This window comes from Candidatus Omnitrophota bacterium (assembly GCA_041649175.1).
Classification (GTDB): Bacteria; Omnitrophota; Gorgyraeia; order Zapsychrales; family JBAZNR01; genus JBAZNR01.
Genome location: JBAZNR010000001.1, coordinates 1,153,062 through 1,168,112 on the forward strand (window position 1 = coordinate 1,153,062; position 15,051 = coordinate 1,168,112).

Below are 15,051 nucleotides of genomic sequence, written 5' to 3' on the forward strand. Positions count from 1 at the left end.
AATGATCGCACTCGTTATTTTAAAGATCGTCTTAATTCAAGTTGTTGTCATTGCTTTTATTATTTTTGCGCTAAAAAAGATCTTGGACCGCCAATTGATCGAATTTGCCGTTCATAAAGTTGAACTGACGCCGGCGGAAGAGCTAGGGGCAGGCCTTAAAGAAGTTATTATTATTACAGCCGATGGCAAATTTCAGGAATTATCCCAAAAAAAGATCCTGCATGCTATTTCCAAGAAGTTAAATCGGGTCGTCGCTTTAAATATTCAGCAAGACAAAACGATCAGAGGCGGCGCGATCATTAAAGTTAATAAAACGGTCATTGATTGTAGTCTAACCAGTCGCCTTAAAGAAAGCGGCTTACTGCGGTAATATTTCATGATTCAATCCAAAATCCTTATTATCGTTCCTGCTTATAATGAAAGCGGAAATATAAAAAAAGTTATCAAAGAACTTTTAGCACAACCGCTCAATGTTTCCATCGTTGTCGTTGATGATGGGTCTTGGGATGCGACAGCCAAAGAAGCGAAAGAAGAAAATATTTCGGTTATTTCGCTTCCGTTCAACTTAGGGATCGGTGCCGCGGTGCAAACCGGATTTCAATTTGCGCTTCGCGAAGGATTTGATGTGGCGGTTCAGGTGGATGGCGACGGCCAGCACGATGCCGGCTATCTAGCGGCCATTATCGATCCGGTGATAAAAAACCAAGCCGATATGGTTATTGGCAGCCGGTTTTTGCCGCCTAATTTAGGTTATCGTTCTTCCTTTATCCGCAGAGTCGGCATACAGTTCTTTTCTCATCTTATCAGTTCTTTGACCGGTGTAAAAGTGACCGACCCGACATCGGGATTTCGCGCGTATGACCAGAAAATGATCAAGGCCTTTGCCGAACATTATCCATATGATTTTCCCGAACCGGAAGCGATCGTGTTAGCGCGGCAAATGAATGCCAGGATCTTAGAAGTCGCGGTGAGAATGCGCAAGCGTGAAACGGGGCACTCCTCTATCCGTTACTTGAAAACTTTATATTACATGGTCAAGGTAACGTGCGCCATTCTTTTGGATATGGTTAAAATGAAAAAAAGGATTGAATGATATGGACATTAAAATCTTTTCAGCCATTATTGTTGTTTTGATCTTAGGGATGGTCATTGAGCTAGCCCGTCGAGAAAAACTTTCTTTTAAGTATGCGGCAGGATGGTTAACGGTTTCGGTCGCGGGAGTATTTTTTATCATTTTTGATGATTTTTTAGGGAACATTGCTCATTGGTTTGGCTTTCAGTTGACGAGCAATTTTATTTTCTTTGTTTTGCTGGGGCTTTTTATTTTGCTGAGCCTTCTGCTGACAACGTTTCTTTGCCAGCAAAATAATCGCAATGACCTTATGGCGCAAAAGATCGGCATTCTAGAGTTAGAAATTGCGCGCTTAAAAGAAAAACTTCAAGGTAAGTAATCATGGCAAATCCGCAAAGCGGTGATTGGGAACAATTTTGGAAGACAACAAATCATTACACCGCGCCTAAAATAAGCTGGTCCAAAAAACGCGTTCTCGACGTTATAAAGCCTTATGTTGTTGCCGGAAAAAATGCCCTAGATGCCGGTTGCGGCAGCGGGTTTTTTGCGAAACACTTTTATGATGCCGCAATGGCGACAACCGCCTTGGATTATTCTCCCAAGGCTTTAGAAATAACGCGGCAACTGACTGGCGGTCGTGTTAAGATCATCCAAGAGGATTTGTTGAAGCCTCATTTATCGTCGAGAATTTCGGAGCGTTTTGACCTAATTTTTTCGGACGGACTTTTTGAACATTTCTTGCCAGGTGAGCAAGATGTCATTATGAAAAATTTTATAAGCCTTTTAAATCCCAATGGTGTCGTTGTGACCTTTGTTCCAAACCGTTTTTCCCCTTGGGAGATCATCCGCCCATTTTTTATGCCCGGAATTGACGAAACTCCTTTTGTCCCAAGAGGTTTAGCGTCTCTTAATGAAAGAAACGGCCTTAAAATCTTAGGTTCTGGCGGTGTTAATGTTCTTCCTTTTTTTGTTTCTCCGGAGAAGTTTTTAGGAAAATATTTCGGAATGCTGCTCTATACAATTTCTTGCCGCAATGTCTAATTATTCGATCAGTATTGTCATCCCGGCTTTTAATGCGCAAAAAACCATCGCGCAAGCCATTGATGCCGCGCGTAATCAAGATTATCAAAGGTCCATTGAGATCATTGTTGTTGATGACGGCTCAACCGATGCGACCGCGCAGATCGCGACATCTTTTGCGGGCGTGAAGTATATTCATCAGAAAAATCTTGGGCCGGCGGTCGCGCGTAATCGCGGATTTAAAGAATCAAGAGGGGATATTATATTTTTTACGGACTCTGATTGTGTTGCGCAAAACGATTGGGTCAGCCGTTGTGTCGCGCATTTTTCCGACGACAAAATTGGAGTTGTTTGCGGAACATATGGCATTGTCAATACCCGGAATCTTTTAGCGCAATGCGTTCACGCGGAGATCGTTTTTCGCCATCGCGTGCTTTTGCCGGATTTCCCTAAAGCGTTTGGCAGCTATAACTTTTGCGTGAGAAGATCGGTTTTTGAAGGCGTCGGCGGTTTTAATAAACATTATCGTTTTGCCAGCGGGGAAGACAATGATCTTAGCTATCGAATTCTCCAGATGGGATATAAAATTTATTTTGAGCGAAAAGCCGTCGTTGCCCATCATCATCCGGAACGCGTGATGAAATATTTGTCCGAGCAATATCGCCATGGATTCTGGAGAGCTAAGATGTATTTCGATCATCCGCAGATGAGTATCGGCGACGATTATACTTTTTGGAAAGACATTGTTGAACCGCCTTTGGCTCTGTTGATCACGCTATTGTTCTTCATAAATACTGCTTTTTTCTGGGCGAATTTGGTATATCTTTACTTATTTTTGGCGGGTTTATCCGCTTTGATTTTGATCGAATTATTCTATGGATTTATGACCACAAAAAGCTTTTTTAAAGGGGCTTTTTGGACATTAATTATGCTTCTTCGCGCCTTTGTCCGCATGGCCGGTTTCTCCCTCGGATTTCCCCTCTTTTTTGCCAAAAAAACCTTCCAAAAAAACTAAATAAGTATTTGCAAAATCAATCGGTTGTGATATTATGCAAGTGCAATTAACTTCCGTTTTTATTCAGTGATTTTATTCATCGGTTTTGGGCATTATTTTCGGCTATTTTAGCGCCTATACTTTGTTAAGAAGTACTAATATTACTTATAATAAATGTCCTATCATAAACTACTAGGTTTCAACGTCGAACCCTTCTCCACAAGCCCCGATCCCGAATTTTTTTATCTTACCCGCGAACACGATATGGCCCTTACCAATATCCTCATTGAACTGCGGTTACGCCGCGGCCTTACTGTTATTTTTGGCGATGTCGGCACCGGAAAAACAACGCTTTCACGTAAGCTCGTTCAAGAATTAAAAAACCGCGGCGACATTATTTTTCATATGATCCTCAATCCTTCGTTTGAAAGCGAAGAGCAATTTTTAACCTCATTGGTGCGCAACTTTGACGTGGATTATTCTTTTTCTCCTCAGTCCACCATGGCCAATATTCTGGATCTGCGCGATGCCATGGAAAAATTTCTTATTCAAAAATGCGTGGAAGAAAAACAAACGGTGATCCTTATTATTGATGAGGCGCAAAAATTAAATTTAACGACTCTGGAAGTTTTGCGCGTTCTTTTGAATTTTGAAACCAATGAATACAAATTGATCCAGCTTGTTTTATTGGGGCAGTTGGAACTTTATCCGAAGATCGTTAACATGCCCAACTTCTTGGACCGGATCAGTTTTAAATACACCTTAAATCCTTTAGGCCCGCAAGAGACGAAAGAAATGATCGAGTTTCGTATCCGTAAGGCTGGATATAATTCTTCGGCTAAACTTTTCAATGACGAAGCCATCAGCGAAATTTATACGTATTCGCGCGGTTATCCGCGGCGCATTACCATGTTGTGTCATCAGGCGCTCAAAGAATTAGTTTTACAGAACAAGTACATTGTGGACCGCGTGATCATCCGCGATGTGATCGAGAAAGATAGAAAAGCGGAATTTGACCGCGCAGATATCGCGCCCAAAACAACGTATCAAAAGATCCAAGATATTAGCTGATCTTTTAACGCGCAGAACCTGAGCTAAAATTCATTTACACCTTATGGAAAAAAAAGAGACAGCCGAGAAGAAACTTCTAAAACTTATCGAAAGCTCTGGCTCCAGCGCGGAAGCTAAAACGCCGGCCGCGTCCGATGTGGCTATGCAAGTGGCTGCCGCGGTCAAAGAGACGGGTTTTTCTGTTCCCAATGCCGCATCTTTCTTGGCTCCCATCCTTGATCTTTTTCGCGGAAAATTTTCCTCAACCGCTAATTCTGTTTTAACCTTTGGCTTAAGAGAGGCTAATCAGCTTTTGGCAGTTATTGTCGGAGGCTTGCTGATCTTTTCTATTGCCAGTATGGTCAGAGACACAAAAATACTGGAAGAAAGAGTTTTGACATCGGTGAATATCCCCGAAATTGAAAGCGTGGAAAACGATGCGGTTCCGCAGAAAAAAGATGTCTCCGATTATTTGGCATCGGTAGAAAAGCGCAACATCTTCCAGCCGTTTGAAAAAAAGCCGGAAGAAAAAATTGTCGATGCATCTTCCGGATCGCCGCAGATCGCTACCATTGCTAAAAATTATAAACTCGTTGGGATTTCTTGGCTTGACTCTCCGGATTCCGCTTCGGCATTGATCGAAGACACGCAAAGCGGTAATACCTTTTTCTTAAAGAAAGGCGAGAAGATCAGCAACATCACTATTAAGGATATTTTTGCGGATCGTGTTATTTTAACCTACCAAGGCGAGGATGTTGCCATAAAGCTATGAGCCATTCTTTTAAAAAGATCTTTCTTTCCTTGTGTTTGGCGATAGGCATGTTTTTGTCTGCGCCTTCGTTCATTCTTTCTCAGGATGCCGATAACGGCGCGCCTGCCAATACAGAAAACGCGCAAGACGCTCAGTCGGCGCCTTCCAAAGTTGTTCCTGTAAGCCCAACCGATATTCCTAAACCGATCGTGCTTGACGCGCCCAAGGAAACGTTGGAGCAAAGGCTTCTGCGAAAGATCACTTTAGATGTGCGCGATATGAATATCGTTGATGTGATCAAGTTTTTAGCGCTTAAAGGAGATTTCAATGTGGTGACCAGCCGCAATGTCGGAGGGCGCGCGACACTCTTTTTAAAGAATGTTTCCATCCGGGACGTTTTGGATATTGTTCTGATTTCCAATAAATTGGCGTATCAGCTTCAAAACGATATTGTTTATGTTATGTCGGAAGACGAATATTTAACGATGTATGGCAAGAAATACAATGATAAAAGCGAAGTGGCCATCATCCATTTGTACTATGCCAAGCCAAGTTATGTTCTAGCAACGCTAGACACGATGAAAAGTGCTTTAGGAAAAGTGATCATTGATGAAGATACGGGCTCGGTGGTCATGATCGATACGCCGCAAACCATTGCCAATATGAAAAGAGCCATCGATGATATGGAAAGCCCGTTGGAAACCTATATCTATACTTTGCAATATGCCAAGGCCGATGTGATCTCTGAAAAGTTAAAAGCCCGGGTTGATGCCAATGCCGTTGGTTCTATCACGCCCGATGAACGTTCGAATCAGATCATCGTGCGGGCGCTTCCGGGGCGCCGCGAAGAAGTGGAGGCGATGATAAAAACCCTGGATGTTAAAACGAAGGAAGTTTTAATTGAGGCGCGCGTCCTGCAAGTTGTTCTAAAGCCGACGTTTAATATGGGCATTGACTGGAACATGAATTTTACCGATAGCAATGATCCTGAAATTAAAAAATTAACTTTTGGAAATACATTTCTCAATGAGGCGGTTTTAACATCCAGCAATCCTTTGTCGGCCGCGTTTAGCAAAATTGCTATCGGCAATATTGATGTTGATCATTTTGAATCAGCCATTCGGGCTTTAAAGCAGGTAAGTGATACAAAAATCCTTTCCAACCCTAAGCTTTTGGTGACCAACAATGAAGAGGCAAAAATTCATATCGGTGACACGATCCCTTATATCATTTCCACAACATCAGGGACCGGGGACAATGCCGTTACCAGCGAAGATGTTCGCTTTGTTGACGTGGGCCTCAAGTTGTTAGTAACGCCCGCCATCAACGATGATGGGTTTGTCACCATGCGCTTAAAGCCGGAGATCTCAACAGTCGTTGACAAAATAGAATCAAAAGGCGGCGGTATCCCGCAGATCAATAAAACCGAACTTGAAACAACCGTTATGGTCAAAGACGGCAACACGATCATCATGGGCGGTTTGAAAAAGGATGATAAAACGCATACTAAAAAAGGCTTGCCGTTTTTGATGGATATTCCGTTTTTAGGCCGGCTTGTCAGTTCAACTTCGGACAGCATTACGTCCACTGAGATCGTTATTTTCATAACACCTCATGTTGTTTCGGGAGAATCAACCTATACAAGCTATGACGGGTCGATCAAACCGCTTAAAGACTATGGCGAGATCGAAGATTTGCGCAAGGAATAGCGGATGCGGAATTTTGGAGTCTTGGAAATTTATTTGAAACATTTGAAACATGAGGAGATAAAAACGGATGAATAAGGCCACCAATAGATCTAAAAAGGAAAATTTAAGGATTGTTTTGTGCGTAGGAGCCGGCATGGCGCTCGTGATCGGCGCGCAAGGTGCTCATCTTGGGGCGGCTGTTGAAGATGTCGAAGTGGTAGAAACGGAAATTACTTCCGAGCAGATCTTATCTGATGAACAAAACGCTCAAGGTGAAAGACCAGCTGCCGGCGGCAGTGTCAACGATAGCTTAGATGACTTATCGATGGCTGAACGGCAAATGGCGGTGATCAATACGACACTAAAAAATGTGATCGAAGAAAATAAGAAGCTTCTCGATGAGAAAGTTAAGATTGAAAATGAACTGAAAGAATTACGCGGTCAAACTGAGATCCGCGCGAGCCGCCTGAACACCTTAACGCGCCAGCGAGATGAATTAGAAAAGCGAATTACGGACACGGAGGAAGCTCAGGGGCAATATGCGTTAGAAATTGAACAGCTCAAAAAAGACCTTGCGGACAAAGAAAAGGAGCTGACCGAGAAATTAACGACTATGCAGGAGGCGCAGGCGAAAGAAAAAGAAGAGCAAGAAAAGGCCATGGCGATGGTTTTGCCGGGGCAAAAAGATGCCGCGGCCGTAGCGGAGTCGAAAAAACAGCTTCAAGATATTAAAATGCAGGCCAAGGAAACATTAAATAGCGTGGAAGATAATGTCAAAAGAATTGCCGGGCAGATCTCTGAGCTTAATTTGGAAAATAAAAAGCTCAAGCAGGATTCGGTCAAGCTTCACTACAATATGGGGAATAATTATTTTGAACAGGGAAAATATAAAAAGGCGGCCGCCGAATATCAGCGGGTCATTGACTTAACGCCTAACGATGCGGCGGCGCATTATAATTTGGCGTTTGTCGCTAGTGAATTCTTAAAAGATCAAAAACTCGCTTTGGAACATTATCAGCAGTATTTATATCTTAGCCCGGATGCGGAAGATGCGCTTTTGGTGAAAGAGAAAATATTGCATGCGCAGCTAACACTTAAAACTCAAATTGACTCGGTGATCGAAGAAAAACCTAAGAAAATAAAAGCGGCAAAAGATAAATAGTTTTTTGGATTTTTTTATGACGCAATTTATCAAGAAATTTTTCTTGTTGAAAATGGACTTTGGGCGAAAAGCCCCGAAAACGGGGCTTTTCGCCCCGATTTTCCTTTTTTCTTTCTGCCTTTGGTCTTTGGTCTTTAGTCTTTGGCCTGCTGCGCCTGTCCTCGCCAATAATCTTGCGATCTCCAATGTCACCATGAGCACCCGTGATCCGGCTAATGACACTTTTATTCTACAATTTGATGTTTCTTGGAATAATTCTTGGCGCAACAAGATCAATCACGATGCCGTTTGGCTGTTTGTTAAAGTCGATACCGGCACAGCGCCGTATTCTCATTGCTTGATGAAAACTTCCGGCGCCAGCCCAACAGGATTTTCCGCAGGCTCAGACTCGGATCTGGCGATCTATGTTCCAACGGATAAAATGGGCGCGTTTTTACGGCCTTCAGCGTCTCAAGCTATGGGAAATATCTCAACAACAAGTGTCCAACTAAAGGTAGATTACGGCGCTAGTAGCTGCAACATCGCGGATACCGCCAGCATCACGCCTTACGTTTACGGCATTGAAATGGTCTTTGTTCCAACGGGTTCGTTTTACGCTGGAGATTTTCCAACTTCGAGTAGCGCATTTAGGCAGGGCTCTGCAGATGCCGATCCTTGGTATATCACGAGCGAGGGAACTATTGCTGTCCAAAATGTAGCGTCTGATGGGTATTATTATAAAAATTCCGGCTACATAACTCCTCCTAATGAATTCTCCGATGGAACGGTTTTTACTATCCCTGCTGTTTTTCCTAAGGGTTACGCGGCTTTTTATGCCATGAAATATGAATTGACCGAAGGGCAATGGGTAAGTTTTTTTAACACGCTTACAACAGATCAAAAAAATACTCTGGATATAACGGGCAATGTTACAAACATGGGGATTGTACTCGGTGGAAAAAATTCTGATAGCTTAATATACCGCAACACGGTTAGTTGGGATTCCGGAACGCCCACAGTGGCCGCTGTAACAACCCGAGGTGATCGTGCCATGAGCTACATTTCATGGGTTGATCTTTGTGCTTATTTGGATTGGGCAGGTCTACGTCCAATGACAGAATTGGAATATGAAAAACTTGCTCGTGGTCCGGTTATTCCCGTGCGAGATGAGTATGCCTGGGGTAGCACAGATTTTGTAAAAGCTGTGACAATTTTGACGGCCATAGGCTCTGAGGACGGCGCGGAAACGATCACAACCACGGACGGAGTTACGCACGCAAACATATTTGTTCCTCCGGTTGGAGGTTCGGCTTACGTGGGGGGAGACGACTACATCGGAACGCATGGCGCCAGCGGGCCGTTGAGGGCAGGCATTTTTGCTACTGCCACGTCAGACCGAGTGATGAGCGGAGCTGGCTATTATGGAGCGATGGAATTAAGCGGGAATTTAAAAGAGATGGTCGTAACTGTTGCGAGCACTGTTGGAATTGGATTTATTGGCAATCACGGAGATGGGGCATTGACTAGTGGTGGTTGTTACGGTTGTGCTGATGTTACCGGCTGGGTACAGCTTACAGGCGCAGGAATTATCCTCGGCAGTGGTTCTGGTACCCGAGGCGGCGGGTGGGGGTCTCCGGTAGCGGGTGGTGACGAAAAAACAATTTCCTATCGCGGCCTTTGGATATCTGGTTATTCAACCAATACCAGATCTCCTGCTATGGGCGGGCGCGGTGTTCGCACATATGATGGCAGTTAAAAAACAGGGTTTAGTGTTTAGGAATTATGCTTAGGTTTCAAGATATGAGAAAAACGTTTTCTATTTTTTTTCTTTGGTCTTTCGTCTTTAGTCTTTTGTCTATTGTGCCTGCTTTTGCCAACAACTTACAGATTGCTAACTTTTATGATTACAGCACCGACACCTCTGCCAACACTATGACTTTCACCTTTAATGTCACGCAAGACAATAGCTGGAGAAACGCCACCAATTATGATGCTGTATGGATGTTTATGAAGTATTCAACCGATGGCGGAGCTAGTTGGAATCATGGCAGCATGTCCGCATCCGGCACTAATCCAACAGGCTTTAACGCGCCTACCGGATTTGAAATAAAAGTCCCGGCGGATGAAAAAGGATTTTTCTTGCAAAGAACCGATCTTGCCGCGGGAAGCATTTCCGCCTCAGGTGTTCGCGTAGTCTGGGATTATGGCCAAGATGGGCTGTCGGATGCGACCGCACAAGCCGGCAATACAACCTTGAAAATTTTTGGGCTAGAAATGGTTTATATTCCTGAAGGATCGTTTTATGCGGGGGATGCGAGCGGCGGCAATTTAACGGCAGTATTAAAGCAAGGTAGTGCCGATGAAGATTCTTGGTATATTGCAAGCGAAAATGCAATAAATGCCACAAACGCATCGGCAGACGGATATTATTATTTCAGTGCGGGGCAAAATGATGAAGATGTAGACGGAGCTACCTTTCTTATTCCCGCTCAATTTCCTAAAGGTTATCAGGCATTTTACTTGATGAAATATGAGCTGACTGAAGGCCAGTGGGTGTCATTTTTTAATACGTTAACGACTGACCAAAAAACGATCCGCGATATTACGAGTTCAACAGCAGGCGGAAAAAATTCCGATGCAGTTATCTTAAGAAACACAATTAGCTGGGATTCAGCTTCGCCTTTAAAAAATGCTAAGACAACCCGCCCCGATAGAGCGGTTTCTTATATCGGCTGGCCCGATATTTGCGCCTATGCCGACTGGGCTGCGCTTCGTCCTTACACGGAGTTAGAGTTTGAAAAAGCCGCCAGAGGCGCAGGTATTACTGCAGTATCGGGTGAATACGCTTGGGGTAATACAACGATTACAGCCGCGGCTACTTTTTCCGGAACTCCGGAAAATGGAACTGAAACAATCGCAACGGCAAGCGCTAATGCTAACTACAACAATACGGCTTTTAGTCTTGGCGACGACTACTTAGGTGTTCAATATACCCGCGGGCCTGTTCGTGTAGGAATTTTTGCGACAAGCGTTTCAACGCGGACGACTGCCGGTACTGGATATTATGGCAATATGGAGTTGTCAGGAAATCTCTGGGAGCCGACGGTTACGGTAGGAAATTCCTGGGGACGAGTATTTTTAGGAACCCACGGCGATGGAACGTTGACAACTTTAGCCAGCTATGAAGGCAATGCGACAAATTTAGATTGGCCAGGCTTTAATTCAGCTAATCCAACGCGGGGTGTTAACGGAACTAAAGGAAGCGGTTACAAAGGCGGTGGTTTTGAGACGGACTCCTTTGAAAGGCTTGGCACATCAAGCCGAAGAAAAGTTGCTGCAAATGCGGAAAGCGACGCGAGCACAAGCTACAGGTCTCATGGCGGACAATTTTTTGCCGGCAGGTTAGCTCGCACGGCAGATTGAGTTTTTAGAAATAAATAATGAACTTATTAAATAAAATTTTCCAAAACAGGAATCAAAAAGATGAAAGGCGAAAAAATGCCTATAGGCATTTTTTCGCCCCATTCGTCTTTTCATTTCTTGTGTCTTTGGTCTTTGGCCTCTGGTCTCCTCTGACTGCTTTCGCCCAATACACCGGTGGCAGTTATGACGGCGGCGCCGACACGACTTTAGGCGATAATATTACAACCGGCGGTTCCTATGACGGTTTTTCCAGCGGTGCGTCGTCAGCTGGCTATGCCGGTCAGGGCGCTCCCAGCTACGTTTCCTTTTCCAATACCGTTCCTACAACTCAGCGTAACAGCTATTTTAATCCTCAGCCTAAGCTCCTTTTAAAAGACGCCGCCGGAAATACCATTACCCATGGCACCTGGTCTGATGATACGGTAACCCTTTCTATTTATAATAATCCTTCCAACGGCACGCTTTCTGGTACAACCGGTATTACCTTTACGTCCGGCATTGCCGGCTTCACTTATCAGGGCCTTCGTATTGATAATCCCGGTGAGCTTTATACGCTTAAAGCAACCTTGCAGTCCGACACAACGATTGTCGGAACTTCCAATAGTTTTGATATTCTTAGCGGTGAATTTGTCCTCAAGTCGGCGGTCTTGCCCTTTGCCAGCTATCCTGAATCTCGTAAAGTTGTAGTCTGGCTAGAAGATCCGGTGGGTAATATCGTTACCCTTAATACAGTAGGCACTCCTTCCGGTAGCGTTGCAATTTATAGCGATGACGGCACATACAATTCGGATTGCGGAACTAGCGCTAACGAAGATTGCTCAGCAGGAAATATAGGCTTGGAGCCTCTTGCTGATGCAGATGGCACAACACGGACTGTTCAATATCCGGCAACTGATCAATCTGGAGCCTATGGCACCAAAGCCTGGCGGCCGGATTTTACAAAATCCTATCGGTATCGTGCAACATTAACGGCAAATGGCGCGACATACACCGGCATGTTTGATTATACGCCGCCCGAAGAATTTTCTGTTAAGACAGCGATCTTGGATTCTACCGGGAGCGGTAAATTTGCTCCGCAAGCCTGGATAGAAATTGATGGCCAAAGAGTCACCTTCGATGCAAGCCGCCCTGACTCTGCGACAGTGACGATCACCGATGCTCAGGGATTAGGAGCAGTTGGTGATTGCGGTGGTGGCAGTTGCACTGCCATTGACATGACTTTGGACGCCGATATTTTTTATTATTATTTTTGGGAACCTGCCGATTTCTTAACTGGCTATCGCGGAAAAGTAGAGATCACCTATGCGTATCATACCTATACGACCTATGCGACCTATGATCCTAGTTCATACTACATGGGGACTCTGCAAGGCAGCTTAGATACTATCGCAGCCAAAACCAACACCATCAACTGGACCAATATTACCGACATTAAATCCGCCACCGATACTATCAATTGGACCAATGTTACCGATATTAAATCTGCTACCGACACCATTAATTGGCTTGATGTCGGCGTTTTAACATCCGGTACGGCGGCTATTCAAGCGGTCACCGATCTTTTATCTCCCATCAACTGGGATGATGTCGAAGTTCTCACCAAACAAGGGATTAACTGGGCTGACTTTGACCGTATGTCGGATGTCGGTATTAATTGGGAAGATTTGTATGTGTTGTCATCCGCCGGGATTAATTGGTCTGACCTAGATATCCTTTCGGACGCCGGTGTCAATTGGATGGACATTGATGTTTTATCGGACTCTGGAATTAATTGGTCTGATTTAGACGCATTTTCTGACGCGGGTATTAACTGGCTAGATATCGATATCCTAGCTGATGCGCTTATTAATTGGGACGACTTAGCCTTTATGGCGTCTGCCGGTGTTAACTGGTTTGATGTCGCCTACATGAGCGGAGTGGGGACAAATTGGACATACGCCATTAATTGGGACAGCTTAGCCGAGTTAACAACAGCGGCTGTGAACTGGGCGGATATGACGGTAATGTCCAGCGCTGGGCTCAATTGGTATGACCTGGAAGTGATGACCGATGCCGGAGTGAACTGGGAAGACGTGGGCGTTTTAAGCGCTACGGGCATTAACTGGGTTGATTTGGATATCCTTTCAGATGCTGGCGTAAACTGGGGTGACTTAGATGTGCTTTCCAATACCGGTATCAACTGGCTTGATTTTGATGTGCTTTCTGACGCCGGCATCAACTGGATCGATTTGGATAAACTGTCAGATGCCGGTATCAATTGGGTGGATTTTGACAGTCTGTCCGATTCAGGTATTAATTGGATTGATTTGGATATTTTGTCCGATGCAGGTGTTAAATGGGCTGACTTTGCCACTCTGACCAACGCCGGGATCAACTGGGTCGATTTGGATAAACTGTCAGATGCGGGCATTGCATGGTCTGACTTTTCCACTCTATCCAAGGCCGGTATCAATTGGGCGGATTTTGATATTTTGTCGGATGCGGGGATCAATTGGGTGGATTTGGATAAGTTTTCTGATGCCGGTATTAACTGGCTTGATATCGACATCCTCGCGGATAAGGGAATTAATTGGCTAGACTTGGACGTCCTATCCGATGCGGGGATCAATTGGCTGGATATCGATACGATTTCAAATACTGGCATCAACTGGGTTGATTTTGACGTCTTATCCGATGCGGGAGTTAATTGGTCAAATTTAGGCGCGCTTTCCGAAGCCGGCATAAACTGGACAGATTTGAATGTTCTCTCCGAGACCGGCATCAATTGGCTGGATCTGGATGTCTTGACCAATACGGGAATCAACTGGATTGACTTAGATGCGCTGGCAGATGCCGGGATCAATTGGTCGGACATCGATGTTATTTCCAAAACGGGTATCAATTGGAATGACTTGGACATCCTCTCTGATGCAGGCATCAACTGGAGTGACTTGGACACCTTATCTAAGGCCGGTATCAATTGGTCGGACTTGGACGTCCTCTCTGATACGGGTATTAACTGGAGTGATTTGGATGTCTTATCTAAGACAGGCATTAATTGGAGCGATATTGACGTTCTTTCCGATGCGGGGGTCAACTGGCTGGATATCGACATCCTCTCTGACATCGGTATCAATTGGTCGGACTTGGACATCCTCTCTGACACCGGCATCAATTGGTCGGATCTGGACACCTTATCTAAAGCCGGTATCAACTGGAGCGACCTGGACGTCCTTTCTGATACAGGTATTAATTGGAGTGATTTGGATGTCTTATCTAAGACCGGTATCAATTGGAGCGATATTGACGTTCTATCCGATACAGGCATTAATTGGTCAGATATTGATACGATTTCAAAATCAGGCATTAACTGGACTGACTTTGATATCCTTTCCGATGCCGGAATTAACTGGAGCGATCTGGACACCTTATCTAAAGCCGGTATCAACTGGAGCGATCTGGATGTCCTCTCTGATACAGGCATCAACTGGAGCGACTTGGATGTCTTATCTAAGGCCGGTATCAATTGGAATGACTTGGACGTCCTCTCTGATACCGGCATTAATTGGAGTGATTTGGATGTCTTATCTAAGACCGGTATCAATTGGAGCGATATTGACGTCCTGTCCGATGCGGGGGTCAACTGGCTAGATATCGATATCTTATCTGACGCAGGAATTAACTGGAGTGACTTAGACACCATATCTGACACCGGCATAAATTGGTCGGATTTGGATGTCTTATCTAAGACAGGCATTAATTGGAGCGATATTGACGTTCTTTCCGATGCGGGGGTCAACTGGCTAGATATCGACATCCTCTCTGACACCGGTATCAATTGGTCGGATTTGGACATCCTCTCTGACACCGGCATAAATTGGTCGGATCTGGACACCTTATCTAAAGCCGGTATCAACTGGAGCGACCTGGATG

12 protein-coding genes are annotated in these 15,051 nt (G+C 44.7%); all 12 read left to right on the forward strand.

Annotation, left to right across the window (positions count from 1 at the left end):
* Position 1 precedes the first annotated feature (1 nt).
* Complete coding sequence (locus WC676_04900; protein MFA5059945.1) at positions 2 to 370, forward strand: F0F1 ATP synthase subunit delta; 369 nt, start codon at positions 2 to 4, stop codon at positions 368 to 370.
* A 6-nt stretch (positions 371 to 376) separates the two neighbouring features.
* A complete protein-coding gene (locus tag WC676_04905) occupies positions 377 to 1,093 on the forward strand; it encodes a glycosyltransferase family 2 protein (protein ID MFA5059946.1) in 717 nt (238 codons plus the stop codon).
* Position 1,094: 1 nt separating this feature from the next.
* Positions 1,095 to 1,451 (forward strand): DUF2304 domain-containing protein, encoded by a 357-nt coding sequence (locus tag WC676_04910; protein ID MFA5059947.1) that lies wholly within the window; start codon positions 1,095 to 1,097, stop codon positions 1,449 to 1,451.
* Between the two features lie 2 nt (positions 1,452 to 1,453).
* Positions 1,454 to 2,113, forward strand: coding sequence for a class I SAM-dependent methyltransferase (locus WC676_04915; GenBank protein MFA5059948.1), 660 nt, complete (start codon positions 1,454 to 1,456; stop codon positions 2,111 to 2,113).
* Positions 2,106 to 3,107, forward strand: coding sequence for a glycosyltransferase (locus WC676_04920; protein ID MFA5059949.1), 1,002 nt, complete (start codon positions 2,106 to 2,108; stop codon positions 3,105 to 3,107). Before WC676_04915 ends, WC676_04920 begins: the two co-directional genes overlap by 8 nt.
* A 153-nt stretch (positions 3,108 to 3,260) precedes the next feature.
* Positions 3,261 to 4,157: an AAA family ATPase gene (locus WC676_04925; GenBank protein MFA5059950.1), complete on the forward strand. Its 897-nt coding sequence runs from the start codon at positions 3,261 to 3,263 to the stop codon at positions 4,155 to 4,157.
* A 43-nt stretch (positions 4,158 to 4,200) separates the two neighbouring features.
* A complete protein-coding gene (locus WC676_04930) occupies positions 4,201 to 4,908 on the forward strand; it encodes a type II secretion system protein N (protein ID MFA5059951.1) in 708 nt (235 codons plus the stop codon).
* On the forward strand, positions 4,905 to 6,596 hold the full coding sequence (locus WC676_04935; protein MFA5059952.1) for a secretin N-terminal domain-containing protein: 1,692 nt from the start codon (positions 4,905 to 4,907) through the stop codon (positions 6,594 to 6,596). The genes WC676_04930 and WC676_04935 overlap by 4 nt, the downstream gene beginning before the upstream one ends.
* A 67-nt stretch (positions 6,597 to 6,663) precedes the next feature.
* Positions 6,664 to 7,737: a tetratricopeptide repeat protein gene (locus tag WC676_04940; protein ID MFA5059953.1), complete on the forward strand. Its 1,074-nt coding sequence runs from the start codon at positions 6,664 to 6,666 to the stop codon at positions 7,735 to 7,737.
* A 16-nt stretch (positions 7,738 to 7,753) separates the two neighbouring features.
* Complete coding sequence (locus WC676_04945; protein ID MFA5059954.1) at positions 7,754 to 9,472, forward strand: SUMF1/EgtB/PvdO family nonheme iron enzyme; 1,719 nt, start codon at positions 7,754 to 7,756, stop codon at positions 9,470 to 9,472.
* 44 nt (positions 9,473 to 9,516) lie between these two features.
* Complete coding sequence (locus WC676_04950; protein MFA5059955.1) at positions 9,517 to 11,139, forward strand: SUMF1/EgtB/PvdO family nonheme iron enzyme; 1,623 nt, start codon at positions 9,517 to 9,519, stop codon at positions 11,137 to 11,139.
* Between the two features lie 17 nt (positions 11,140 to 11,156).
* Positions 11,157 to 15,051: hypothetical protein (locus WC676_04955; GenBank protein MFA5059956.1), on the forward strand; the 3,895-nt coding region annotated here is incomplete at its 3' end.